Genomic DNA, 23693 nt, shown 5'->3' on the forward strand with positions numbered 1-23693 from the left:
AGCGGCTTCCCGAGCGGGAGTCTGGGGCTGGCGGAGCAATCCGCCGGCCCCTTCTTTTTGTCACGCGACGTCGAGATTGCCCAGGAACGCGCGGGTTGAATCGTCGAGCGCGCGCGCCGTGCGGGACAAGGCGCCAGCGGCCGCTGCCACGCGGTCCGACAGATCTTCCGTTTCATTGGCCATCGCCGCCACTCCACGCACCCGCTCGGCCATGAAGGAGGCGCCGGTGGCGGCATCGCGCGCCGACCGGTCGATCGCGGTGGCCGTTTCGCGCTGGGCATCGACGGCAGCCCGTATTGCCTCGGCGGCCGTGGCAAGGTCGCCCACCATCGCCGTGATTTCGGACAGCGCATCCTGCGCCACCTCCGCCCCGCCATGCATCGAATCGGCAAGGTTGCGGATTTCGCCGGTCGCGCGCGCCGCCTCGCTGGCCAGCTGTTTCACTTCGTGCGCCACGACGGCGAAACCGCGCCCGGCCTCGCCCGCGCGCGATGCCTCGATCGTGGCGTTGAGCGCGAGCAGGTTGGTGCGCGTTGCGATCTCGTGGATCGACCCGGCAAAGCCGGTGATAGCCTGCGACCGCTGCGTCAGCGCGACCACGGCGCCGCGCCCGCCGTCCGATATGCTGCTGGCATCGTCGCTGCGCCGCGCCTGCTGATCCGCGCTCGCGGCGATCGCGGTGATTGATTTCGACAGGTCGTGGAGCCGGATTGCGAGCGTTTCCGCCGCGCTCGACGTCTGGCTCGCGCTGGCAGCGGTTTCCCCCGACTCCAGGCTGACGCGCCGCGCCACGCCGTTGAGCGATCCGGCGAGTTGGTCGAGCTCGCTCGCCGCGGTCCCGACCGTGGCAACGATGCCGCTCATCGATTGCTGGAAATGATCGGCCAGGCGGCGATGGTCGGCGCGGCGTTCGGCTTCTGCCTCGCGCCGCTGGGCCTCTGCTACATGCGCTATCGACTCACGCGCGGCGCGCTCGTGACGTTCGCGGCGCGCCGCCTCTGCCGCCTCGCGCATCGCCGTTTCGGCCTCGATCCGCCGTTGCTCGGCAATCGCCGCCGCCCGTTCGCTCTGCGCGCGCGCCTCGGCATTGCGGTCGAGCAGGGTGCGGATCGTGACGGTCAGGTACACCAGCACCGCCGCCTGCAGCACAACCGCAAGCGCATGAAATAGCACGCGGCCCAGATCGCCCGCGCCGCTGAACACCCAGGCGGGCGCGGCATATTGCAGGACCAGGTGATGGACCGCGATCAGCACTGATGCGAACAGGATCGCGCGCACGTCGCACAGCACCGTTAGCCCGGCGAGTGCGACGAAGAAATACATATGGCCGTCCATCTGCCAGCCATGACCGCTCAGCGCATAGACTATCAGCGCCGGCTGAACCGCGGCGAGCGAGGCGACGACCAGCCGCGCCTGGTCATCGGCGCGGCCTTGCCGGGCCATCACCGTCGGCAGCACATTTGCGAGAATTCCGGTCAGCGCGATCGGGAGCAGCCTGTCGCTGCCCGCGATCAGGCTGATCAGGATGACCGCCGCCGTGTTGACCCAGCTGGCGACGACCAGGACGCGAACGCCGCGCGCGCGCAGGCGGTTGATATCGCTCAGGATCATGCCGTCGTCTCCGCTCCGCACAGGCCGCGCGGCGCGGCGATCAGGATGACGCCGTGCCATGCGAGCGGTGTCAGGCGACGACGCACACCGGTCACGACAATGGTGTTCGACAGCGGGCCGCGCGCGGCCAGCGCGGCCCCTGCATCAAGCGCCGGGCCGACCAGTCGTCCGGCATCGCGCCCGTCGAGCGCGACCAGCATCATCGCCCCTTCGCGCGGTGGCCACAGCGCGAGGGCGGCGACGCCGATCAGGACAAGGCTGGCCTGAAGAATCGGTACGATGGAGCGGGGAAGGGTCGGGGCATGCATGACATGCCGGCCCTAACCAGCCGTGGGTTAAACGACCGTTTACCCAAATCGCGCTTTATCCGCGGAAGTTAACGGACGCGCGGACCGCCATAGGGCAGCGGCGGCGGCGGGCGACGGTCGCGGCGCGGCAGCTGCGCCTGATAGGCATGGCCGCAATGATCGACGCAATAGGGGAACCCGGGATTCACCTTCTCGCCGCAGAAATGGAAGTCCGGCTCGCCCGGATGGCCCAGCGGCCATTTGCAGATACGGTCGTTGAGATCGAGCAGCGTCGTCTTGCCCTCGATCTCCTTGCTCGGCTTGGCCGGGACCAGGCGGCGCGGCGGGGCCGGGGCGATCGGCGGGGCCTGTTCGCCGGGGTTCTGGCGAATGAAGCCGCCAGGGCCGACCGAACGCAGCACCGGGCCTTCCCGAACTACGGGTGCGGGCGCTTCGACCTCGTCCTCGTCTTCATCCTCGATCACTGGCGCGGGGGCGGGGGCAGGCGCTGCAACCGGGGCAGCGGCGCGCGGCGCGGGAGCGGCCGGCGCCGGCTTGGGTGCGGGCGGTGCGGCGGGGGCGGGAGCCGGGGCCGGCTTCGCCTCGGCTGCATTGGCCTTCACCGGCGACGGACGCGAGGCGAGGCCGAGGCGATGCGCCTTGCCGATCACGGCATTGCGGCTCACGCCACCCAGTTCCTCGGCAATCTGGGTCGCGGTCAGGCCGCTGTCCCACATCTTGCGCAGCGTCTCGATCCGTTCGTCGGTCCAGCTCATTTGTCGTCCCTAAAGAATCAATCCCGTTGCCGGGTGTGGCCGCAGCGATTAACCGGCCTTTGCATGACCGACCAGTCCCCGAAGCCCGAAAGCATGATCGCCGGCCCCGGCGTTCCGATCATCCGTAACGTGAACTGGGGCGGGCTGTGGACCCTCTATGTGAAGGAGGTGCGCCGTTTCTTCAAGGTGCAGCTCCAGACGGTTTGGGCGCCGGCGGTCACGACATTGCTGTTTCTGGTCGTATTCACCGTCGCGCTGGGTGGTGGCGGGCGGGTCGTGACGCTGGACGGCGTCGCAATTCCGTTCGCGAATTTCATCGCGCCCGGCCTGATCGTGATGGGGATGCTTCAGAACGCATTCGCCAATTCCAGCTTCTCGCTGCTGGTCGGAAAGATCCAGGGGACCATCGTCGATTATCTGATGCCGCCCTTGTCGACGGGCGAACTGCTGGCGGCGTTGTGCGGCGGGGCGGTCACGCGCGCCTTCTGCGTCGGCGCGGCGGTGTGGATGGCGATGGCGCTGTGGCCGGGCGTCAGCGTCACGCCGGCGCATCTGTGGGCGATCCTGTGGTTCGGTTTCCTGGGTTCGCTGTTCCTGGCGCTGATGGGGGTGCTCACCTCGATCTGGGCGGAAAAGTTCGACCATGCCGCCGCGGTCACCAATTTCGTGGTCGCGCCGCTCGCCTTGCTGTCGGGCACCTTCTACTCGGTCGATCGCCTGTCGCCGATGTTTCAGGCGATCAGCCACGCCAACCCATTCTTCTACATCATCTCCGGCTTTCGCTACGGCTTTCTGGGGGTCGCGGACTCGCCGATCCTGGTCGGCAGCGCAGTGATCCTGGGGATCGACATTCTGCTGGCGCTATTATGCTACGCGCTGCTGCGGGCTGGCTGGAAGATCAAGAGCTAATCCAGCGCACCCGCCAATTGGGCCATCTTGTTCAGCGCCGGCACGGTGAACCGGAATGCCGCGCCCTGCGGCTCGCGGCTCTCGGCCACCAGCGTTCCGCCATGCGCCTCCACGATCCGCTTCGAGATGTTGAGGCCGATCCCGAGCCCGCTTTCCCCCTTGGTCGACGAGAAACGCTGTCCCAGTCGCTCGGCGAACCCTTCGGGCAGGCCTGCGCCATTGTCGGCGACCTCGATTTCGACAAGATGTTCGCCGACGCTGCATGCCGTGATCCTGATCTGCGGTTCGCGTCCCGCCTGATCGCACGCTTCGAACGAGTTGCGCAGAAGGTTGACCAAGACCTGCTGGATCTGGATGCGATCGACATAGACCGCCGGCATGTCGCGCGCGATATCGACGATTACTCGACCGGTCAGTCGACGCGATCCGATCCGCACCAAATTGACCGCATCCTGCACCACGTCCTTCAGCGATTCGCGGCGCAGTTCGATTTCGCGGTTGGCGAGAAACGCGCGCAACCGGCTGATGATACCCCCGGCACGCAGCAGCTGCGCCGTGATCTCGGTCAGGAACCCGCGTACCTTGCCGGTGTCGCCGCCATGCTCCAGCACATGCGCGGCGGTTGAGGCATAGTTGGTTGCAGCGGTCAGCGGCTGATTGATCTCATGCGCGATATCGCCGGCCAGTTCGCCCATCGCATTCTGTCGCGACAAGTGCATCAGTTGAAAGTGCAGGCCATTGAGCTGGTCTTCCATCGCCATCCGCTCGGTCAGGTCGCGGACAAAGGCCACGCACACCCGCTCGCCTTCCTGCTCCGCGATGCCCAGACGCAGCTCGGCCGGAAACCGGACGCCGTCCGCGCGCGTCCCGGTGGTGAAATGGGCAGTGTTGGCGCCCGTGCCCCCACTTGCCACGTCCGGCAAGCTGATCGGCTCATCGAACAGCGTGGACAGCGATCGACCGCGCAGATCGTCGGGGTCGAGGCCCCAGAGCAACGGCGCGGAGCGGCTGAAGGTCCGGATTACCAGCTGGTCGCTGGTCACGATCAGCGCGTCCGGCGCGGTGTCGAGGATTGAACCAAGCCGCGCTTCCCCTGCGGCAAGCGCGCGGTTCTGGCGGTCGGCGCGGTTGATGACATGCGCCACCAGGACCGCCATCGCCAGCAGGTTGGACATCGCCATCGCATAGTGGAACTCGGCATCGGTCATGGCGACGACGTTCCGGAACCCCACCAGCGCCATCACCGGCAAGATCGCACTGACGATGATGATCGGATGAATGCGCTGCAGGATTTTCCAGGGTGATTTGGCAAACCGGTCCGACCTGCCGCCCGGGTCGGTGCTGAGCACCGTGGCGACGGCCAGGAGAAACACCGGGATGCCCGCCGTGGTGGAAACTCCGACGAACCGGGCATTGGCGTCGGTGTCGCTGACGGTGAAGGTCAACACCAGCAGTAGCGCAGCCAGTGCCGCGCTTGCCAGCGGCGCGGCCCAGTCCTGCCAGCGTTCTCGCGATGCTTGCGCGAGCAGCGCCAGGTTGAGCAGCAGCAGCACCGAGAGCGGCCCGAGCGGGGTCGCGCGGCGCCCATGCAGCCAGGATAATCCGCTCGCCCCGACGAGGCTGTCCAGCGGTTTGGCGAGGATGCCGAGAATGTGGTGCAGCAACAGCAGGGCGATGACCGCCATGACCCCGCGATACACGATACGGGCCGGCTTGGCGCGCCCCTCCATGAACACCAGGGCACCGATCGCCAGCGACAGGAACGTGGTGGCCGTCAGCGGGTGGATCGCGCTGCGCCTGTCGCCCAGCCCGCGCAGCAGCGGACTGTCGACGATCCATCCGACCAGCACCAGCGCCGGCATCACGGCTGCGGCAATCGCAATCCATCGCGAAACCCTGGTCGACCAGTCCCCGGACCGCATCGTCGCTGGCGGATGTGCCACTGCCCTCTCCCACACCGGAATGCCACCGAGCCCGATCGCCTGTCACGCTAGAGGCGCGCGGAGATAAAGTCATCCCGCGTTAAATACGGATGCATCCGGCGCGATATTGACGTTGGCGGGGCCGCAATCGTAGGGTCCGCGCCCGGGCGGTTCGCAGATGGGCCGCCCTTTTCTGTTTAGAAGGAGGCTGCCCGTGTCGATCACCCCGCTCATGCCCGTTTACCCGCGGTGCGGTGTGCGTCCGGTGCGCGGCGAAGGCTGCTACCTGATCGGCGAGCGCGGCGAGCGCTATCTCGATTTCGCCGCCGGGATCGCGGTCAACGCGCTGGGGCACAGCCATCCCGATTTCATCAGGAAGGTGCAGGATCAGGTCGCGACGCTGATGCACGTGTCCAACCTCTACGGCTCGCCGCAGGGTGAGGCGCTGGCCGCACGCATCGTCGATGCGAGCTTTGCCGATACGCTGTTCTTCACCAATTCGGGAGCCGAGGCGATCGAGTGCGCGATCAAGACCGCGCGCCGCTATCACTATGTCAACGGCAACCCGCAGCGGACCAAGATCATCACCTTCCACAATGCCTTTCATGGGCGGACAATGGGCGCGATCAGTGCGACCAATCAGGCGAAGATGCGCGACGGATTCGAACCGCTCCTCCCCGGTTTCGCCTACGCCCCCTTCAACGACCTCGAAGCCGCGCTCGCCCTGATCGACGACACCACCGCCGGCTTCATGGTCGAAACCGTGCAGGGCGAGGGCGGCATGACCGCGGGCAAGACCGAGTTCATTCAGGGCCTGCGCAAGGCATGCGACGAACACGGCCTGTTGCTGATCCTCGACGAAATCCAGTGCGGCTATGGCCGCACCGGCAAGATGTGGGCGTATGAGCATTACGGCATCGCGCCCGACATCATGACCGTCGCCAAGGGGATCGGGAACGGCTTCCCGCTCGGCGCGTGCCTCGCGACCGAGGACGCGGCGAAGGGCATGGTGTTCGGCACCCATGGCTCGACCTATGGCGGCAATCCGCTGGCGATGGCGGCGGGCATGGCGGTGCTCGACGTGATGCAGGAGCCCGGCTTCCTCGAGCACGTCACCGCGATGGGCGATCGGCTGCGCGCTGCGTTCGAACAGATGATCCCCAACCACGATCACCTGTTCGACGAAATTCGCGGCAAGGGCCTGATGCTCGGGGTCAAGCTGAAGGAACCGGCGGTCGCGCGCGACTTCGTGGCGCATCTGCGCGATCAGCACGGGCTGCTGACCGTCGCGGCTGGCGAGAATGTGTTCCGCGTCCTGCCGCCGCTGATCATCGATGACAGCCATGTCGCCGAGGCGGTCGAAAAGCTGAGCGCGGGCGCGCATAGCTACAAGATGCCGGAGGCGGCATAGCCAACTGCTCCCCCGGCACGCTGGGGGACGCAACCCTGGCCGTAGGGGGACGTATCAATGACCTACCGCAATTTCCTGTCGCTGAGTGACGCCGGTCCCGATGGCCTCGCGGCGATCCTGGCCGAGGCGATCGAGCGCAAGGCGGCGCGTGCGGGGCTGCCCAAGGGCGCGGTTGATGGCGACGCCCCGCTCGCCGGCCACACCCTTGCGATGGTGTTCGAGAAAAGCTCCACGCGCACCCGCGTTAGCTTCGAAATGGCGATCCGTCAGCTCGGTGGCAGCGCGATCGTGCTCGATGCCGCGACCAGCCAGCTTGGGCGCGGCGAGACCGTCGCCGACACCGCGCGCATCCTGTCCGGCTATTGCGACGCGATCATGGTGCGCACCGATGACCATGCCAAACTGCTGGAAATGGCCGAATATGCGACCGTCCCGGTGATCAACGGCCTGACCGACGACAGCCATCCGTGCCAGATCGTTGCCGACCTCCAGACCATCCTCGAGAGCGGCAAGGCGCTGCCCGGCCTCAAGGTCGCGTGGCTGGGCGATGGCAACAACGTCCTTTCCTCGATCGTCGAGGCGGCGGGGCTGATGCAGTTCGACGTCGTCGCCGCCTGTCCGCAGAGCTTTTCGCTGCCCGAGGCGGCGATGGCGCTGGGCAGGGGGCGCGCAACCTGCGTCAACGATCCGCACGAGGCGGTGGCCGGGGCCGACATCGTCGTCACCGACACTTGGATCTCGATGGGCCAGCTGCATGCTGAGGCCAAGCTCGCCGCGCTCGCCCCCTATCAGGTCGATGCCGCACTGATGGCCAAGGCCAAGCCCGACGCGAAATTCCTCCACTGCCTCCCCGCGCACCGCGGCGAGGAGGTGACGCCGGAGGTGATCGACGGTCCGCAATCGCTGATCTGGCCCGAGGCGGAAAACCGCCTGCACGGGCAAAAGGCGGTCCTGCGCTGGTGCTTCGGCCAGATCGGGTGAGTTGAACGTAGGCGGGGGCGCAACTATCTGCGCTCCGTCTCCTGGAACCCGGTAGCCCTGAGCTTGTCGAAGGGCAGTTCCTCCTTCCTTGCTCGGGCAAGGGGGAAGGACGGGCTTCGACAACCCCGGATCAGGCCGGGGCCCAACGGATGTTTTGCAATGACCACCGACCTCGACCGCACGCTCAACTTCACTATCCCGCAACGTCATGCGCGCGGGCGCATCGCGCGACTCGGCCCGGTGCTGGGCGAAATCCTCGCCGCGCATGCCTATCCACCGCCGATCGAGCGGCTGCTGGCCGAGGCGCTGACGCTGACCGCGCTGCTCGGCTCGACGCTCAAGGATGCGGGCGGCCAGCTCACGCTGCAGGCGCAGGCACAGGGCGGCATCGTCAGTCTGCTGGTGTGCGACTACCAGGCCGGGGAGCTGCGCGGCTATGTCCAGTACGATGCCGACCGGCTGGCGGAGCTTGGCGGCAATCCGTCGCTTTATGCGCTGTTCAATCAGGGCTACCTGGCGATGACCTTCGACCAGGCGACGACCGGCGAGCGCTATCAGGGCATCGTCCCGCTCGACGGCGGATCGCTGGCGGAGGCGGCGGAGAATTATTTCGACCAGTCGGAGCAGATCCCGACGCTGGTCCGGCTGGGCGTCGGCCATGACGCGGCGGGCAATTGCATCGGCGGCGGCCTGTTCCTTCAGCACCTTCCCGAAGGCGAGGAGGGCGGCGAGCGCCTGCATGCGCGTGAGGTTCATCCAGAATGGGAGCATGTCGAGGCGCTGGGCGGCACGCTGAGCGAGAGCGAGCTGGCCGATTCCGCGACCCCGCTCGAAACCCTGTTGTGGCGCCTGTTCAACGAGGATGAAGTGCGCGTCCGGTCGGGCGGCGCGCTGGTGCGTGGCTGTCGCTGCGACCCCGACTATATCGGATCGGTGCTGGCGAAATTTTCCGCAGAAGATCGCGTCGATATGGCCGAGGACGGCTTCATCACCGTTGACTGTGCGTTCTGCGCGAAGAAGTTTCCAATCGCGCTGGACAGCTTTACCTGACCGATTTCGTCAGCGAATTGACAGGTGAAACGTGGTAAAGGAGCGATGAAATGAAAATACTTCGCCCCCTCATGCTCGCGACTGCGCTGCTTGCTCCCCTCGCTGCGGGCAATGCCACTAGTCGCCCCGACAATGGCCTCACCGCGCTGGCGGGGATCGAGCGGGGTGAATGGACGCTGCGCGCGGCCGATGGCACCACCCGGTCGATCTGCATCGCCGATCCACAGGTGCTGCTCCAGCTGCAGCATCGCGGCGGGAGCTGCTCGCGTTTCGTGGTCGAGGATGGACCGTCCGGTGGCCGGGTCACCTATAGCTGCCCCGGCATCGGCAATGGCGCCACCCGCGTCGTCGTCGAAACGCCGCGTCTGATCCGGTTGGAAAGCCAGGGGGTCAGCCGCGGACTACCCTTCTCCTTTGAATATGAGGGGCGCCGCACGGGCGCCTGCCGCTGACGAGCGTGCCACGCTTTCTTGCCGCATTGCGGCAAAGACGGTAGCGCAGTTGAGATGAGCCAAGTCAGCTATGCCGTCGCCCTCGTGTCGGGCGGACTCGATTCCTATGTTTCCGCAGCATGCGCGCGGGCCGACGGGCATCGCCTGCTGGCGCTGTCGATTGACTATAACCAGCGCCATCATGTCGAGTTGGCGGCCGCGCGCCGGATTGCCGCTGTTCTGGGTGCAGAGCGACATATAGTCCTTCCACTCGACCTATCGTTGTTCGGCGGATCGGCGCTGACGGCCGACATCGCAGTGCCCAAGGACGGGGTCGGTGCGGATATTCCGGTCACCTATGTCCCGGCGCGTAACACGATCTTCTTGAGCCTCGCGCTCGGCTGGGCCGAGGCGATGGGCGCGCGCGATCTGTATCTTGGGGTCAACGCGCTGGACTATTCGGGATACCCCGATTGTCGCCCGGAGTTCATCGCCGGATTCGAACAGCTGGCCGAGCTTGCCACCAAGGCCGGGGTCGAGGGGCATCCGTTCCGTATCCGCGCACCGCTGGTGTCGATGACCAAGGCGGATATTGTGCGCAAGGGGATCGAACTGGGCCTCGACCTGGGGCTCAGCTGGTCATGCTACGACCCGGCACCGGGCGGGGTGCATTGCGGCCTGTGCGACAGCTGTCGTCTGCGCGCCAAGGGGTTCGAGGAGGCCGGCATTCCCGACCCAACCCGCTATGCGGTCGTGGCGTGAGGCGATCGACATGAGTTACGCGGTCAAGGAAATGTTCCTGACCCTGCAGGGGGAGGGGGTGAATGCCGGCGCGCGCGCGGTGTTTGTCCGCTTCGCAGGCTGCAATCTCTGGTCGGGACGCGAACAGGACCGCGCCACTGCGATCTGCAAATTCTGCGACACCCAATTTGTCGGGACCGATGGCTTGGGCGGCGGCAAGTTCGCCGACGCCGACCAACTGGCGGATGCCGTTGCGGGCTTCTGGGGCGCGGGGCAGGAGCGCCGTTTCGTCGTGCTCACCGGGGGCGAGCCGATGCTCCAGGTCGATGACGCGCTGGTCGATGCGCTGCACGCGCGCGGGTTCCGCATTGCGATCGAGAGCAACGGGACGCTGCCCGTGCATCCCGGCATCGATTGGATCTGCATCAGCCCCAAGGCGGGGAGCGAAGTGGTGCAGCGGCGCGGCGACGAGCTCAAGCTGGTCTGGCCGCAACCGGGCAGCGATGTCGCGGAGATCGAGCAATGGGACTTCGCCCATTTCCTGATCCAGCCGATGGACGATGCCGACGCCGCCGCCAATGTTCAGGCGGCGGTCGACTTCGCGCTCGCGCGGCCGCGCTGGCGCCTGACGCTTCAGGCGCACAAGACGCTGGGACTGCGCTGACCGGCCGAGTGCGGGACCCTAGCGCCGCCGCTTCTTCGAACCGGGTGCGCAGCGTGCGGGCACGTAACCGCCCTTGACCCAGCAATCCTCGTTCGCAAACTCGGGATAGACGATCAGCGCCTCTGGCGGCATCCGCATCGAAAATTGCTGTTCGCCCCAGCGGTTCAGGCTGTTGCGGATCATCGGAAGCCCCTCGGCTGCCAGGTCGCCGAACTTTCCGCGCGGAGTGAATACCGCTGCGTTCGAGATCCCGTCTGCGGTCTGGCAAAAGGTCAGCTGCGCGTGCACCGCCGAATAGCTCGAGTAGACACGCGTACCATATTGATCGAGCGCGGTCTGACCGGCCTTGGGCGCCTTGTTGGTGCGCATGAAATATTTGGTGAGTACGGCGTAGGAATCGTTCAGCTCGACCTTATGATCGCGCAGGATCGCATTGTAATTGGGCAGGGTCAGCAACGTCGGGCCGAACTGGCACTGAAGCGCGGCGACGTTGAGCGCCGCACGCAAGTTCCACACCATCGCCGCCCGCAGCTCCGCCGGCGTCGCACCGGGTAGCGGCTGAGCCAGCATCCCCGGCTCGACCCCCGTGATCCGCGGTGCGCCGACCTCGGGTGCCCTAAAATAGAATTGTGCGGACGCGGGCGTGGCCGCCAGCACTCCCGCACCCAGGACCGCCGAGAACATCACACGCAAACCGAACATCAACCAACCCTCTCGAACCCTGATCTGGCGCTGGGTTACGGAGTTTTCGCGCCGCGCCCAAGAGGTTTTTGGCACGGGTTCGTTGCGCATGCGGAAAGGGCCGCGCTCCACCGTGGGACAGATTTAACCACCGGGGCCATCCAGCACGAAAAAGGGCCGCCCGAATGCCGGACGGCCCTTCATCAACGCATTGCCGTGGGCGGCAGATTACATGCCGTTGCCCATGGTGTCGTTCGCCATCATGTCGCCGGCCATGCCGGTGTCGTTGCCGGTGGCGCCATCGACCATGGTCATGTTGTCGCTGGTGGTGCCGTCCAGAACCGGGTCGGTCGCGTTCACGTCCATGACCGTCGTGTTGTCGGTGGTGTTCTCAGTGGTACCACCGCACGCCGAAAGCAGCAGCGCGGCGCTGGCGATCATCGAACCGGCAACGGCCTTGGTGAAAACTGCACGCATAAGATTGGGCTCCCTAGATGATGGTGGGGGCGGAACACCGCTTAATCCCCTGACCGAGATAGACATTAAACGCTTCGCGACACGCCCTCAAGCCCCGCCATCAGGCGCGCGCGCACGCCCCACCCACGGAATTGAGAAAGGCCGGAAACACTAACGCCAAGGCTGCGTCGAAAGTTTCAGGGGAAATCGATTTTCCCAGCTGCGCCGCGCTCGTCACCGGGAATTCGGGCAGGCCGCAAGGCACGATTCCGCCGAAATCGGCCAGGTCGGGGTCCAGGTTCACGGCAAATCCGTGCATCGTCACCCAGCGCCGCACGCGCACGCCGATCGCGCCGATCTTGGCCTCGGTCCCGCCATCGCGGGTCCAGATGCCGATCCGCCCCTCCGCGCGAAACGCGTTGATGCCAAGCTCACCCAGTGCTGCGATCACCCAGCCTTCGACCGCGTGGACGTAGCAGCGCACGTCCTTGTTCCGGCGCGACAGGTCCAGCATGGCATAGCCGATCCGCTGTCCCGGCCCGTGATAGGTATAGCGCCCGCCGCGCCCGGTGGCGAACACCGGAAAGCGCGGATCGATCAGTTCGGCCGGATCTGCGCTGGTGCCGGCGGTATAGACGGGTGGATGTTCGAGCAGCCAGATCTGCTCGCGCGCTTCGCCCGCCTGGATCGCGGCGACGCGCGCCTCCATGTCCGCCAGCGCTTGCGGATAAGGCACGCGTTCTTCGGACACGCGCCATTCGATGCCTTCGATCAGTTCCATCCCCGCCAGATGCGACGCCACGCCGCCCGGCGCAAGCATGTGGCGTCACGCGCACGGATCAGCTAACGCTGCGCGGGAGGGGAGCTGTGCACATGGTCAGTATGGGTAGCGTCTGGGATCGAACTGCCGAGTTTCTGAGCGACAATCTCGGCACGTTGCTGCCGATCGCATTGCTGGCGATCTTTGTGCCGACTACGATTTCATCCAATCTGAGCGGGCTTCAGCCGACGGCGACGCCGGGGACCGCGATGCTGCTCGGCCTTGGCGTCTTCGTGCTTGCCCTGGTCAGCTTCTGGGGGCAGCTGGCGGTCACGGCTCTGGCGATCGACCCCGCCCTGGGGCGCCAGGCGAGCCAGGTGGCCACCCGCCGCTTCCCCGCCGCGTTGCTGCTGATGATCGTGATGGTTGTCGTCGGGGTCGTGCTGATGATTCCGGTCGGCATCCTGCTTGCAGTCGGCGGCGTGGACCTGACCCGGTTGCAGGGCAGCGCGATGCCGGACATTCCGCCCAGCGTTGCCCTGTGGGTATTGCTCTATTTCCTGGTGCTGCTGGTCGTCGGGTTTTGGGTCATGGCGCGGTTGGCGGTGGTCATTCCGTCTATCGTGGGCGACCGGCTGGCGATCGGGGCGATCGCGCGCTCGTGGCGGCTGACGCGCGGAGCGGCGCTCAAGATCGTCGGCGTGCTGATCCTCTATATGGTCGTCTCGATCGTCGCGAACCTTGCCGCGACCACCGCGTTCGGCGCGATCATGTATCTGGTCGCCGGGAACGGGGAGGACGGCATCTCGCTCGCCTCGGTGCTGACGACGATCGTCGGCGGGGCGGTTTCGACCGGCTTCACCGTGCTCGGCACCGCATTTCTGGCCAAGCTCTACATCGCGCTGCTCGCGCGGCACGAGGCGGCTGCAACGGCATGAAATTCTCGTTCCGCGGCGTTCTGGCGGATGCCGTGAAGCTATGGCGGACGGACCGCGAACTGATGTGGCCGATCGCCGGGGCGTTTCTGTTCCTGCCGCTGCTCGGCCTGTTTCTGCTTGCCGTGACCAGCGGGATCGAGCTTCCAGAGAATGGTGATCGCGCGCAGACGCGAGAGGTTATGAACGCATTTTTGCTGTCGAACCTGGGCTGGATGGCGCTGATCATTGCGGTCACCGAGTTCGGCGGTCTTGCGCTTCTGAGCCTGTATCTGCGTCGCGGCGAGACGGTGGGCGCCGTACTGCTCTCCAGCGTTCAGCGACTAATCCCGTTCTTTCTCATCGGCATCGTCGTGAACACGTTGGTTCAGCTCGGTACCTATCTTCTGATCGTTCCGGCGATCTATGTTTTCGGGCGCACCTGGATGATGGGCGTCGCCTTTGCAGCGGAACCGACGCGCGGGGCGTGGCAGGCGATGGTGCGCGGGTTCGAGTTGAGCGAGAAAAATGGCTGGAAGATCGGCTTTTTCGCGCTTGGTATCGCCGTGTTCATTGGCGCGAGCGCGCTGTCGATCGCGGTCGTCATCTTTGCCATCGCGGCGCCGCTGGTCGTCGGATCGCAGGGCGCCGCATCGCTTGTGTTCGTCCCGATCGCGCTGCTTGTGACGGCGTGCTGGGTGTTCTTCACTCTGGTGCGGATCGCGCTTTATCGCCGGCTGGGCGGGTCGATCAACGGGATGTGAGGAGCGGCGTCGCGGGGCAAATGCCCGGTGATGCGCGGATCGGGAAAGGTCTCGATCGCGCGCAGGAACGGCACGAAGCCGGATGCGCGGTAAAAGCCCAACGCCCTGGGATGGTCGAGCGTGCAGGTGTGAACCCACACCCGCGTCACATCGGGTCGCCATGCGCGCATCAGCGCATGCGCCATCAGCCAGCGGCCATGCCCCGCGCCGGTCAGTTCGGGAATCAGCCCGACAAACGACAGCTCGCAGGTCGCGGTCTCGCGGTAATCGAGTTCGAGCATCCCGACCTCGATCCCCTGCCGGTCGACCACCGCGAAAATCGCGATTCGCGGGTCATGGATGATCGCGCTCAGCCGCACATCGTCCATGATCAGGCGAGAGAACCACAGCCATGGCGAACCGACCCGCGCGAACAATTTCCGATACTTGTCCGGACTCGGCGCTTCCCAGCGCACCAGTTGCAGATGCGATTCGGGCATCGGGCGCGGCTTGGGCCGCTCGCGCATTTCCAGACTGGTGACGATCGTCGCCACCTCACCGGGCTTTACGGGAAGCAGGCCCATCTCAGCTCCAGGTGGCGAGCGGGGGGAGGCTCATCAGGATCGCGTCGATATTGCCGCCGGTCTTGAGGCCGAACAGCGTGCCGCGGTCATAGACCAGGTTGAACTCGGCATAGCGGCCGCGCCACTCCAGCTGCCGGGCCTTGTCGGCGTCGGTGAAGGGCGTTGTCATGCGCCGCCGTACCAGTGCGGGGAAGATGTCGAGGAAGGCGCGGCCGACATCCTGGGTAAATGCGAAATTGGCCTCCCATGCCGCAATGTCCTCACATTCGAGGTGATCGTAGAAGATGCCGCCGACCCCGCGATGGACATTGCGGTGGGGGATGTAGAAATAGTCGTCGGCCCATGACTTGAACCGGGGATAATGCGTCGGGTCATGGACATCACATGCCGCCTGCAAACGTGCATGGAAGTCCGCCGTGTCCTCATCATAGGGAATTGGGGGGTTCAAATCCGCGCCGCCGCCGAACCAGCGCTTCGTCGTCACCAGGAAGCGCGTGTTCATGTGCACCGCGGGCACATGCGGGTTGGCCATGTGCGCGACCAGGCTGATGCCGGTGGCGAAGAAACGGGGATCCTCGCCCGCGCCATGGATCGACTTGGCGAAATCGCCCTCGAATGTGCCGCCGACGGTCGAGACGTTCACCCCGACCTTTTCGAAGACCTTGCCCTTCATCACCCCGCGCACGCCGCCACCGCCCGGTTCGCCCGACGGATCGGTGCGGTCCCACGCGATGTATTCGAACACAGCGTCCGACCCGGCCTCACGCTCGATTGCCTCGAACTCGGCGCAGATCGAATCGCGCAATTGCTCGAACCACGCACGCGCGCGCTGCTGCTGGGGGTCGAGTTCGGTCATTGGGGATAGCCTTTGGTTTGCCGGAGCGCTTCGGACAGCGCGATGCCCGCCGAAACGGAGAGGTTCAAGGAGCGCATCGCCGGCTTCATCGGAATGCGCACGCGCAGGTCGGCGCGGTCATGGACAGGGTCGGGGACGCCCGCATCCTCCGATCCGAACAGCAAGATGTCGTCGGGCCGATAGGCTGACTCGTCGAAGCGCCCGGCTCCCTTGGTCGTGAACAGCACGATGCGGCTGGTGACGGTCGCAAGAAACGCATCCCAGTCGCGGTGCCGGATGACGCGGACATGGTCGATATAGTCCATGCCGGCGCGCGCGACGCGCTTGTCGTCCCATGCGAATCCCATCGGTTCGATCAGGTCGATCGGCGTATCGAAACACGCACCGATGCGCAGGACCGCACCGACATTTCCGGCAATACAGGGCTGAAACAGGGCAACACGCATCATGCTCCGATAGTGCAGAGCGTGTGCCCGTCACAACCCAGTCAAAAAGGCGGTTGGCAAAGCCGCCCCGCGCCGTCTATCAGGCCCGCCAGCCACCGGGGGCAATCCGGGGGTTTGGCGTGGCGTTCGCGCGCTGCGCTGTCCGGGACAGGGGCGTGAAAACGCCGGAAATTTGAAGTGCAAGGGCTGATGCATGGCAACGCTTGAAGAAGCTGTACCTCCGGGTGACGCGGGTGACGCGCCGGCCGATCCTCGCCGTCGCGACTATCTCGCGATCGGTGCGGTCGCCTGGGCTGGTGTCGGTGCGGGCGTAGTGGCGATCCCGCTCGTCAGCCAGATGAGCCCGTCGGCCGACGTGCTCGCGCTGTCGACCACCGAACTCGACGTGTCGGCGATCCAGCCGGGCCAGTCGGTCAAGTCGACCTTCCGCAAGCAGCCCCTGTTCGTGCGCAACCTGACGCCGAAGGAAATCGAGGAAGCGAACGCGACTCCGGTCAGCGACCTGCGCGATCCCCAGACGCTCGCCGAGCGTACCAAGGAAGGCAAGGCCAACTGGCTCGTGACGCTGGGCGTCTGCACCCATCTCGGCTGCGTGCCGCTGGGCGCGGGCGAGGGCGAGAACAAGGGCCCGTTCGGCGGCTATTTCTGCCCGTGCCACGGCTCGGCCTATGACACTGCCGGTCGCATCCGGTCCGGCCCGGCACCGACGAATCTCGTCGTTCCGGAATATGCATTCATTTCCGACACCGTAATCCGGGTCGGCTGAGGGGGCACCTGAAATGAGCTTTCCCTGGGCAAAGCAGTATGAGCCGAAGAACCCGCTGACCAAGTGGGTGGACGATCGCCTGCCGCTTCCGCGCTTCGTCTACAACGCGGTCGGCGCCGGCTATCCGGTCCCGCGCAATCTCAACTATTTCTGGAACTTCGGCGTCCTTGCCGGCATGTTCCTGGCGATCCAGATCGTCACCGGCGTCGTGCTGGCGATGCACTATGCCGCCAATGCAGGCATCGCGTTCGATAGCGTCGAGCATATCATGCGCGACGTGAATGCCGGCTGGTTCATCCGCTACGCGCACGCCAATGGCGCGTCGCTGTTCCTGCTGGTGGTCTATGTCCATATCGCCCGCGGCCTGTGGTACGGATCGTACAAGGCGCCGCGCGAGATGGTGTGGCTGCTCGGCGTGGTCATCTTCCTGCTGATGATGGCCACTGCGTTCATGGGCTATGTGCTTCCCTGGGGCCAGATGAGCTTCTGGGGCGCGCAGGTGATCACCGGCTTCTTCTCGGCGATCCCTGGCATCGGCGAGCCGATCCGCGTGTGGCTGCTGGGCGGCTTCGCACCGGATAACGCCGCGCTCAACCGCTTCTTCTCGCTCCACTACCTCCTGCCGTTCGTGATTGCCGGCGTGGTCATCCTCCACATCTGGGCGCTGCACATTCCGGGTTCGAACAACCCGACCGGCGTCGAGGTGAAGAGCGAGCAGGATACCGTCCCGTTCCACCCCTATTACACCGCCAAGGATGGCGTGGGCGTGGGCGTGGCGCTGCTGGTTTATTGCGCGCTGATCTTCTACGCGCCGAACCTGCTGGGTCACCCGGACAACTATATCCCGGCCAACCCGCTTTCGACCCCGGCGCACATCGTGCCCGAATGGTACTTCCTGCCCTTCTACGCCATTCTGAAGTCGTTCACCGTCGACTTCATCATGTCGGCGAAGCTGTGGGGCGTGCTGGCGATGTTCGGCTCGATCCTGCTGCTGTTCTTCCTGCCCTGGCTCGATTCGTCGCCGGTGCGCTCGGCCAACTATCGTCCGACCTACAAGTGGTTCCTGCTGGTGCTGCTGGTCGACGTGCTGGTGCTGGGCTATGTCGGCGGCGCGGCCCCGACCCCGGGCGTGATCCTGATCGGTCAGTTCGCGACGGCCTATTACTTCCTGCATTTCCTGGTGATCTTGCCGATCGTCTCGGCGATGGAGCGTCCGCGCCCGCTGCCGAACTCGATCACCGAGGCCGTGCTCGCCGGCAAGGGTGGCACCTCGCCGCTCCAGACCGCAGCTGCCGAATAAGAGGGGCATAGAAAATGGTTCGCATCGGCGGATTTTTGGTCGGGCTGGGGTTCGTCTTCGCCCTGTTCCTTGGGATCATCGACACCTTCTCGAACGGGCTGACCACGCCCAAGACGGTCGAGCAGGAATTCCACAAGCATGCCGAAGCGCCGGAGGGCGGCTTCAGCTTCACCGGCATGTTCGGTACCTATGACAAGCGCCAGCTGCAGCGCGGCATGCAGGTGTACAAGGAGGTTTGCGCCGCCTGTCACTCGCTGCGCCTGGTGTCGTTCCGCGACCTTGCCGCGCTCGGCTATAGCGAAGGTCAGATCAAGACCATCGCGAAGGGCTTCCAGGTGCCGTCGATCAACCCGGAAACGGGTGAGCCGGCGACCCGCGACGGCATGCCCGCCGACCGCTTCCCGTCGCCCTATGCCAATGAAGTCGCCGCGCGCGCCGCGAACAACAACGCGATTCCGCCGGACCTGTCGCTGATGGCGAAGGCGCGCCCGGACGGCAGCAACTATATCTACTCGCTGCTGACCGGCTATCAGGCGCAGCCGGCCGAGCTGCTCAAGAAGTATCCGGAGGCCAAGACGCCGGAGGGGCTGCACTACAACCCCTATTTCCACACGCTCAACATCGCGATGGCGCAGCCGCTGAAGGATGGTCAGGTGACCTATTCCGACGGCACCGCAGCCACGGCCAAGAATTATGCGGCCGACGTCGCGGCGTTCCTGACCTGGACCGCCGAACCGAAGATGGAAGCGCGCAAGAGCGCCGGTCTCGCCGTCCTGCTCTTTCTCGTCGTCTTCTGCTTCCTCGCCTATGGCGCGAAGAAGCAGATCTGGCGGAACGTGAAGGACTAAGGTCCGCCCGAACTTTTCTCCAACGGCCCGGGAAGCGATTCCCGGGCCGTTTTCTTGGGAGCGATGCCGTGACCCCCACCAACGACGATCTCGCCGCGCTGATCCGCACCATTCCGGACTTCCCCAAGCCCGGGATCATGTTCCGCGACATCACCACGCTGCTGCTCGACGCCGCTGGCTTTGCCCGCGCGGTGGAGCGGATCGTCGAGGCGGTGGACGGCCCGGTCGACCTGGTCGCGGGGATCGAAGCGCGCGGGTTCATCTTTGCAGCGCCCGTCGCGCTGGCGCTGGGGGCAGGGACGCTGCTGGTGCGCAAGGACGGCAAGCTGCCCGGCGCGACCGTGGCGGAGGATTATGCGCTGGAATATGGCACCGACCGCATCGCGATCCATGCCGATGCGGTGGCGCCCGGTGCGCGCGTGTTGCTGATCGACGATCTGATCGCGACCGGGGGGACGGCGCGTGCGGCGGTGCGGCTGTTGCGTAAGGTCGGCGCGGTGGTCACGCAGGCGGCGTTCATAATCGACCTGCCCGACCTGAGTGGCGCCGACGCGCTGCGCGCCGAGGGGATCGATGTGACCGCGCTGGTCGAATTTCCCGGGCATTGAGGTTCTAATTCCTCCCCTGAGCTTGTCTCAGGGGAGGGGGGCCGCCCGCGAAGCGGGTGGTGGAGGGGCGGCTGCGCAGACAGCGGTAAACATCGCGGCAAATCCCGCCCTCTTCGGCCAAGGGCTTGCTGCGCAAGCCGGCTCAGCAGCTGCGATATGGCCCCCGGCATATCGCTGATCGCAGCTGCGCCCCCTCCGTCATTGCTTCGCAGTGCCACCTTCCCTGCGGTGCAGGGGAGGATTCAGAAACGCCGACGTACGGAACCCCTGCCGCTTCTCCCCCGTTCTCAAGTGATTAGGGCGCGACGACGTGCCCAGGAGAAGCATCATGCTCAGTTTGCGTATCGTGAAGCTCGGCCTTGCCGGTGCTGCCGCGCTCGGCGTTGCCGCCTGTACCGACGGCTATGGCTATAGCGGCGTTTCGCTCGGCTATGGCGGCGGAGGCGGCAGCTATTATGCCGGCGATTATGGCGACCCCTATTGGGGTTGGTCGGGCGACTATTATTATCCCGGCACCGGCTATTACGTCTATGACCGCGACCGTCGCCCGGTGCGATGGACCGACAGCCAGCGCCGCTATTGGGAACAGCGCCGCCAGAACTGGCGCGGTGACCGGCGCGAGGTGCGCGAGAACTGGCGCGAGTTTGCGCAGGACCGCCGCCGTGACGACCGCGCCTATCGCCAGGATCGCCGTCAGGACCGCCGCGATTATCGCCAAGGCACCGTGACTCGACCTGAGTTCCGCGAGGAGCGGCGCGACGACCGCCGCGAATATCGGCGGGAGTATCGCGAGGACCGGCGCGAACTGCGGCGTGAGAACCGCCGCGACCGCCGCGATCGCCGCCCGCGTTAAGTCGTCGGCCGCCGCGCGACGATCGCGTTGGCGATGAAGCTCAGTACCGGCTCGTCATGCTGATTGAACACCAGCATGCGCGAGCGGGTGCGGCCCATTTCCGGGCGCTTTTCCGATTCGCGCTTTTCCAGCAACTCGGTTTCGCAGCGCAGCGTGTCGCCGGGGAAGACCGGCTTGATCCAGCGCAGTTCGTCGATTCCCGCCGCGCCGAGGCTGGCGGTCGGGCGGACCTTCATCTGCTCGACCAGCATCGCCATCGTCATCGCGGCGGTGTGCCAGCCGCTCGCAGCGAGCCGCCCGAAATGCGTCTTTGCCGCCGCCTCGTCTGAGATGTGAAAGGGCTGGGGGTCGTATTTCTGGGCGAACTCCAGCACCTCTTCACGCGTGACCGCATAGGAGCCGAAGCTCGCTTTGTCCCCGACCGTCAAGTCTTCGAAATAAATCATGCGATCAGTTTCGGACCGAAACTGGATTTTGGCAAGGGGGCAGATGCGCGCACCTGCCCCCCAACCGGTCAGTTGCCGAGCGAAAGCTTGGCGAACGCCGTGCCGCTGATCGGGCTCTTCCCATAATAGGGATCGAGCGCGTCCGGTTTGGCATAGGTCGCGACCGATCCGCCCAGCGCCAGCGTCACCGTGTCGGCCAGCGGGATGCGATAGGCATAGCCGCCCTCGAACCGTGCGACACGGAACGGCTGGTCGTGCAGCGGGTGGCTGTGGTCGGGAAACAGCTCGTCGTTGCGGACCAGTTCGGCGCGGCCGAAGAGGCTGTGACGCGCGTCGATGTCCCAGTTCGCCTCCGCCACCCAGGCGCTCAGCGTGTCGCCGGGGATTCGGTTCTTGGCTGACCAGGCGAGCGTTGCGGACAGGTCGCCGCGCGCATAGTGCACGCTGGCGGTCGTGCGGGCCTCGTCGTTGCCGCCGTGCAGCGCCTCGGGGCTTTCGAGCCGCCCATGGCTGACCTGCACCGCCCAATTGGGGGATGGGGTGAAGGTCGCGCGCAGGCTCCACGAATCGAGCTTGATCGGGTCAAAGCCCCAGCGCTCCTCGTCGGGCTCGCGGCCCTTGAACACCGACGCCTCAAGCTGGAACGGGCGCGTGCGCACACCCGCCGTCACCACGCCATAGGTGATGTGCGTCGAATCGAACCAGTGATGCGCGATCGGCGACATCGTCTGATAGCGCGCGGAACGGCGGTGCATGAAGGCGGGCGGGCCGAGCGCGGGCTCGCCGACCGGGCCACCATAGAGAAAGGCGGTGGCGCCGGGGGCGACATCGACCTCGACGCGCGCGGCAAGCTCCATGAACAAATCGTGCGGATGCTGGCGGTCGACCAACGCGCGGCCATTGGCGGTCTCGCCCGCCGCGAAGAGGTTCGGGTAGCCGCGCTTGCCCATCAGCGGGTCGAGGCTGAACATGCCGCGCAGCTCGATCCGCGCGGCATCGCCCAGCGAGCGGCTGGCGGTGACCATGCCCATGCTCTGTACAAAGGCCATGTCGTCGCCGCGCGGGCCACCCTGGCTCGTCACCGCGCCCCAGGCATAGCCATGCGCCATCAGCATCCAGTCACCCGCCATGGCGTGCAGCCCGCCATGCTGACCGCCCTCGGCGGCGGGGAGCAGGGCGGTGCCCGACGCGATCTGGGCATTGGGCTTGGGCGCGTCAGGCGCTGCGTGCGCGCCATGGTGCTCATGCTCCGCCTTGGCTGGGGCAGGGGCGGACATGTGGTGGTCGTGCTCTTGGGCAGCTGCCGCAACGGGCAGCGCCGTCGCCGCCAGCATGGCGGCGAGCGTCGTTCGATAGGTCATGATGCGTAACTCCGTGAATGATCGGGATGCGGGGTCATGCCCCGCAATCGATCACCCGCGCGGAGGGGGTGGCTCGGGCGTCAGCAGCGCGCCAGTCATCGTGCGGGTCGGGCCGATCGCATCGTGACGCGCACCGAACCCCAGCGGCGCAGCGACCGCGCTCACCTTCATCGTCGACGGTGCGATGCAGCCGACGCACAGGCTCTTGCCCATCGCCGGCGCCTTGTCGGGCTGCGGAGCGGGGGCGTCATGCTCCATCGGCATCGCCATCTCGGTCATGTCATGGCACGCCGGTGCCGCCGCCGCAGGGGCGGGGACGGTGCCAAGCACGAGTGCCAGCAGGATGAACAGCCGGAGGATCACGCCACGGCCCTTATCATTGCCGTCGCCCCCGCGCCACTCTACCTTGATGCGATGCCGCCCCCCGATCTCGCCGCCGGACTGCGCAAGCGCCTGATCGGCGTGATCCGCGCCACGTTCAACGATCAGGACAAGGGCGAAAAGCCGGTCACGCGCAGCGACAACGCCCTGTTCGCGCGCGACAGCGTCACCTGGCGCGTGCATGGCGACGTCACCACGATGATGGTCGGCGGCGTCGCGTCGCTGCTGCTGCAGATGCTGCACCCGGCGGTGCTGGCGGGGGTGTGGGACCATAGCGCGTTCCGCAAGGACATGCTCGGCCGCCTGCGCCGCACCGCGCGCTTCATCGCCGAGACGACCTATGCCGAACGCAGCATCGCCGAGGCATCGTTCGCCAGGGTATGCGAGGTGCATGAGCGCGTGGCGGGCACGCTGCCCGACGGCACGCCCTATCGCGCCGACGATCCCGAGCTGCTCGCCTGGGTGCATGTGACCGAGATGTGGAGCTTCCTCGCCGCGTGGCAGCGCTACGGCGTGCCGGTCAGTCGGGCGGAAGAGGACGTTTATTACGCCGAAACCGCGCGCGTGGCGCAGGCGCTGGGCGCCGACCCGATCCCGCGCAGCCGGTTCGAGGCAGAGGGGCTGATCACGGCCATGCGGCCCCATCTTTTGGTCGATGATCGCACCCGCGAGGTCGCACGATTCCTGCTGAACCAGCCCTCGCCGAGCCTGGCGATGGCCCCGGCACAGGCGGCGATCTTTGCCGCAGCGGTCGATCTGCTGCCCGACTGGGCGCGCGCGATGCACGGATTCCAGCGTCCCGTAGCCGCGCTACCGCTGGTGCGCGGATCGACGCTGGCGATCGCCAAGACGTTCCGCTGGGCGTTTCACTAGCGGAACCATTTTTCGGCGCTTAGGTTGTCGCGCC

Annotated in this window: 28 protein-coding genes; 15 read left to right on the top strand and 13 right to left on the bottom strand. The window is 66.1% G+C overall.

Features of this window, described 5'->3' with window-relative positions:
• Positions 1–60: 60 nt before the first annotated feature.
• The 3 genes from ACO05N_RS09455 to ACO05N_RS09465 all read right to left on the bottom strand — a co-directional run bounded on the left by ACO05N_RS09455 (position 61) and on the right by ACO05N_RS09465 (position 2674).
• Positions 61–1611, bottom strand: a complete 1551-nt coding sequence (locus ACO05N_RS09455; RefSeq protein WP_422056858.1) for a methyl-accepting chemotaxis protein — start codon at positions 1609–1611, stop codon at positions 61–63.
• Entirely contained in the window at positions 1608–1919 is a 312-nt protein-coding gene (locus tag ACO05N_RS09460; protein WP_422056859.1) for a hypothetical protein, read from the bottom strand. Before ACO05N_RS09460 ends, ACO05N_RS09455 begins: the two co-directional genes overlap by 4 nt.
• A gap of 68 nt (positions 1920–1987) precedes the next feature.
• Complete coding sequence (locus ACO05N_RS09465) at positions 1988–2674, bottom strand: GcrA family cell cycle regulator (protein ID WP_422056860.1); 687 nt, start codon at positions 2672–2674, stop codon at positions 1988–1990.
• Positions 2675–2737: 63 nt separating this feature from the next.
• On the opposite strand from ACO05N_RS09465, the gene ACO05N_RS09470 reads away from it, so the two are divergent.
• A complete protein-coding gene (locus ACO05N_RS09470; protein WP_422056861.1) occupies positions 2738–3583 on the top strand; it encodes an ABC transporter permease in 846 nt (281 codons plus the stop codon).
• Here ACO05N_RS09470 and ACO05N_RS09475 read toward each other — a convergent pair.
• The gene (locus ACO05N_RS09475) at positions 3580–5445 is read right to left on the bottom strand and encodes a sensor histidine kinase (RefSeq protein WP_422058728.1); all 1866 of its coding nucleotides are present in this window, start codon (positions 5443–5445) and stop codon (positions 3580–3582) included. The genes ACO05N_RS09470 and ACO05N_RS09475 overlap by 4 nt on opposite strands.
• Before the next feature lie 274 nt (positions 5446–5719).
• Between ACO05N_RS09475 and ACO05N_RS09480 the strand changes: the two genes are divergently transcribed.
• From ACO05N_RS09480 to queE, 6 genes are all read left to right on the top strand, one after another.
• The gene (locus ACO05N_RS09480; protein WP_422056862.1) at positions 5720–6916 is read left to right on the top strand and encodes an aspartate aminotransferase family protein; all 1197 of its coding nucleotides are present in this window, start codon (positions 5720–5722) and stop codon (positions 6914–6916) included.
• Positions 6917–6973: 57 nt separating this feature from the next.
• Positions 6974–7897 (top strand): ornithine carbamoyltransferase, encoded by a 924-nt coding sequence (argF, locus tag ACO05N_RS09485; RefSeq protein ID WP_422056863.1) that lies wholly within the window; start codon positions 6974–6976, stop codon positions 7895–7897.
• 159 nt (positions 7898–8056) lie between these two features.
• Positions 8057–8947, top strand: coding sequence for an Hsp33 family molecular chaperone HslO (locus ACO05N_RS09490; RefSeq protein ID WP_422056864.1), 891 nt, complete (start codon positions 8057–8059; stop codon positions 8945–8947).
• 50 nt (positions 8948–8997) lie between these two features.
• A complete protein-coding gene (locus tag ACO05N_RS09495; protein ID WP_422056865.1) occupies positions 8998–9399 on the top strand; it encodes a DUF3617 domain-containing protein in 402 nt (133 codons plus the stop codon).
• A 54-nt stretch (positions 9400–9453) separates the two neighbouring features.
• Entirely contained in the window at positions 9454–10140 is a 687-nt protein-coding gene (queC, locus tag ACO05N_RS09500) for a 7-cyano-7-deazaguanine synthase QueC (protein WP_422056866.1), read from the top strand.
• A 10-nt stretch (positions 10141–10150) separates the two neighbouring features.
• A complete protein-coding gene (queE, locus tag ACO05N_RS09505; RefSeq protein ID WP_422056867.1) occupies positions 10151–10783 on the top strand; it encodes a 7-carboxy-7-deazaguanine synthase in 633 nt (210 codons plus the stop codon).
• 18 nt (positions 10784–10801) lie between these two features.
• Here the strand turns inward: queE and ACO05N_RS09510 are convergent, their stop codons facing one another.
• From ACO05N_RS09510 to lipB, 3 genes are all read right to left on the bottom strand, one after another.
• A complete protein-coding gene (locus ACO05N_RS09510) occupies positions 10802–11485 on the bottom strand; it encodes a hypothetical protein (protein ID WP_422056868.1) in 684 nt (227 codons plus the stop codon).
• Positions 11486–11692: 207 nt separating this feature from the next.
• Positions 11693–11941 (bottom strand): hypothetical protein, encoded by a 249-nt coding sequence (locus ACO05N_RS09515; protein WP_422056869.1) that lies wholly within the window; start codon positions 11939–11941, stop codon positions 11693–11695.
• Positions 11942–12041: 100 nt separating this feature from the next.
• Positions 12042–12701: a lipoyl(octanoyl) transferase LipB gene (gene lipB, locus ACO05N_RS09520; protein WP_422056870.1), complete on the bottom strand. Its 660-nt coding sequence runs from the start codon at positions 12699–12701 to the stop codon at positions 12042–12044.
• Positions 12702–12793: 92 nt separating this feature from the next.
• Here lipB and ACO05N_RS09525 point away from each other — a divergent pair, with 92 nt between their 5' ends.
• Both ACO05N_RS09525 and ACO05N_RS09530 read left to right on the top strand, forming a co-directional pair.
• The gene (locus tag ACO05N_RS09525) at positions 12794–13618 is read left to right on the top strand and encodes a hypothetical protein (RefSeq protein WP_422056871.1); all 825 of its coding nucleotides are present in this window, start codon (positions 12794–12796) and stop codon (positions 13616–13618) included.
• On the top strand, positions 13615–14358 hold the full coding sequence (locus tag ACO05N_RS09530; protein WP_422056872.1) for a hypothetical protein: 744 nt from the start codon (positions 13615–13617) through the stop codon (positions 14356–14358). Before ACO05N_RS09525 ends, ACO05N_RS09530 begins: the two co-directional genes overlap by 4 nt.
• Here the strand turns inward: ACO05N_RS09530 and ACO05N_RS09535 are convergent.
• From ACO05N_RS09535 to ACO05N_RS09545, 3 genes are read right to left on the bottom strand one after another with little or no spacing between them, the layout of a single operon-like run.
• Complete coding sequence (locus ACO05N_RS09535; RefSeq protein ID WP_422056873.1) at positions 14322–14921, bottom strand: GNAT family N-acetyltransferase; 600 nt, start codon at positions 14919–14921, stop codon at positions 14322–14324. The two genes, ACO05N_RS09530 and ACO05N_RS09535, sit on opposite strands and share 37 nt — an antisense overlap.
• 1 nt (position 14922) lies before the next feature.
• Positions 14923–15777 carry an oxygen-dependent coproporphyrinogen oxidase gene (gene hemF / locus ACO05N_RS09540; RefSeq protein WP_422056874.1) on the bottom strand — a complete coding sequence of 285 codons (855 nt, stop codon included), beginning with the start codon at positions 15775–15777 and terminating at the stop codon, positions 14923–14925.
• Positions 15774–16223, bottom strand: a complete 450-nt coding sequence (locus ACO05N_RS09545; protein ID WP_422056875.1) for a tRNA (cytidine(34)-2'-O)-methyltransferase — start codon at positions 16221–16223, stop codon at positions 15774–15776. Before ACO05N_RS09545 ends, hemF begins: the two co-directional genes overlap by 4 nt.
• 193 nt (positions 16224–16416) lie before the next feature.
• Here ACO05N_RS09545 and petA point away from each other — a divergent pair, with 193 nt between their 5' ends.
• The 5 genes from petA (at position 16417) to ACO05N_RS09570 (ending at position 20598) form a co-directional block, all read left to right on the top strand.
• Positions 16417–16989: a ubiquinol-cytochrome c reductase iron-sulfur subunit gene (petA, locus tag ACO05N_RS09550; protein WP_422056876.1), complete on the top strand. Its 573-nt coding sequence runs from the start codon at positions 16417–16419 to the stop codon at positions 16987–16989.
• A gap of 13 nt (positions 16990–17002) precedes the next feature.
• Positions 17003–18289, top strand: coding sequence for a cytochrome b (locus ACO05N_RS09555; RefSeq protein ID WP_422056877.1), 1287 nt, complete (start codon positions 17003–17005; stop codon positions 18287–18289).
• Positions 18290–18303: 14 nt separating this feature from the next.
• Positions 18304–19137, top strand: coding sequence for a cytochrome c1 (locus ACO05N_RS09560; RefSeq protein WP_422056878.1), 834 nt, complete (start codon positions 18304–18306; stop codon positions 19135–19137).
• Between the two features lie 68 nt (positions 19138–19205).
• Positions 19206–19745, top strand: a complete 540-nt coding sequence (locus tag ACO05N_RS09565; protein ID WP_422056879.1) for an adenine phosphoribosyltransferase — start codon at positions 19206–19208, stop codon at positions 19743–19745.
• 328 nt (positions 19746–20073) lie between these two features.
• Positions 20074–20598: a hypothetical protein gene (locus ACO05N_RS09570; protein WP_422056880.1), complete on the top strand. Its 525-nt coding sequence runs from the start codon at positions 20074–20076 to the stop codon at positions 20596–20598.
• Here the strand turns inward: ACO05N_RS09570 and ACO05N_RS09575 are convergent.
• From ACO05N_RS09575 to ACO05N_RS09585, 3 genes are all read right to left on the bottom strand, one after another.
• Positions 20595–21044, bottom strand: coding sequence for a MaoC family dehydratase (locus ACO05N_RS09575; RefSeq protein WP_422056881.1), 450 nt, complete (start codon positions 21042–21044; stop codon positions 20595–20597). The two genes, ACO05N_RS09570 and ACO05N_RS09575, sit on opposite strands and share 4 nt — an antisense overlap.
• 68 nt (positions 21045–21112) lie before the next feature.
• On the bottom strand, positions 21113–22405 hold the full coding sequence (locus ACO05N_RS09580; protein WP_422056882.1) for a hypothetical protein: 1293 nt from the start codon (positions 22403–22405) through the stop codon (positions 21113–21115).
• Positions 22406–22456: 51 nt separating this feature from the next.
• Positions 22457–22768 (bottom strand): hypothetical protein, encoded by a 312-nt coding sequence (locus ACO05N_RS09585; RefSeq protein ID WP_422056883.1) that lies wholly within the window; start codon positions 22766–22768, stop codon positions 22457–22459.
• Positions 22769–22819: 51 nt separating this feature from the next.
• On the opposite strand from ACO05N_RS09585, the gene ACO05N_RS09590 reads away from it, so the two are divergent.
• On the top strand, positions 22820–23659 hold the full coding sequence (locus ACO05N_RS09590) for an oxygenase MpaB family protein (protein WP_422056884.1): 840 nt from the start codon (positions 22820–22822) through the stop codon (positions 23657–23659).
• Positions 23660–23693: the final 34 nt, after the last annotated feature.

Source organism: Sphingomonas sp., assembly GCF_965227385.1.
GTDB lineage: Bacteria > Pseudomonadota > Alphaproteobacteria > Sphingomonadales > Sphingomonadaceae > Sphingomonas.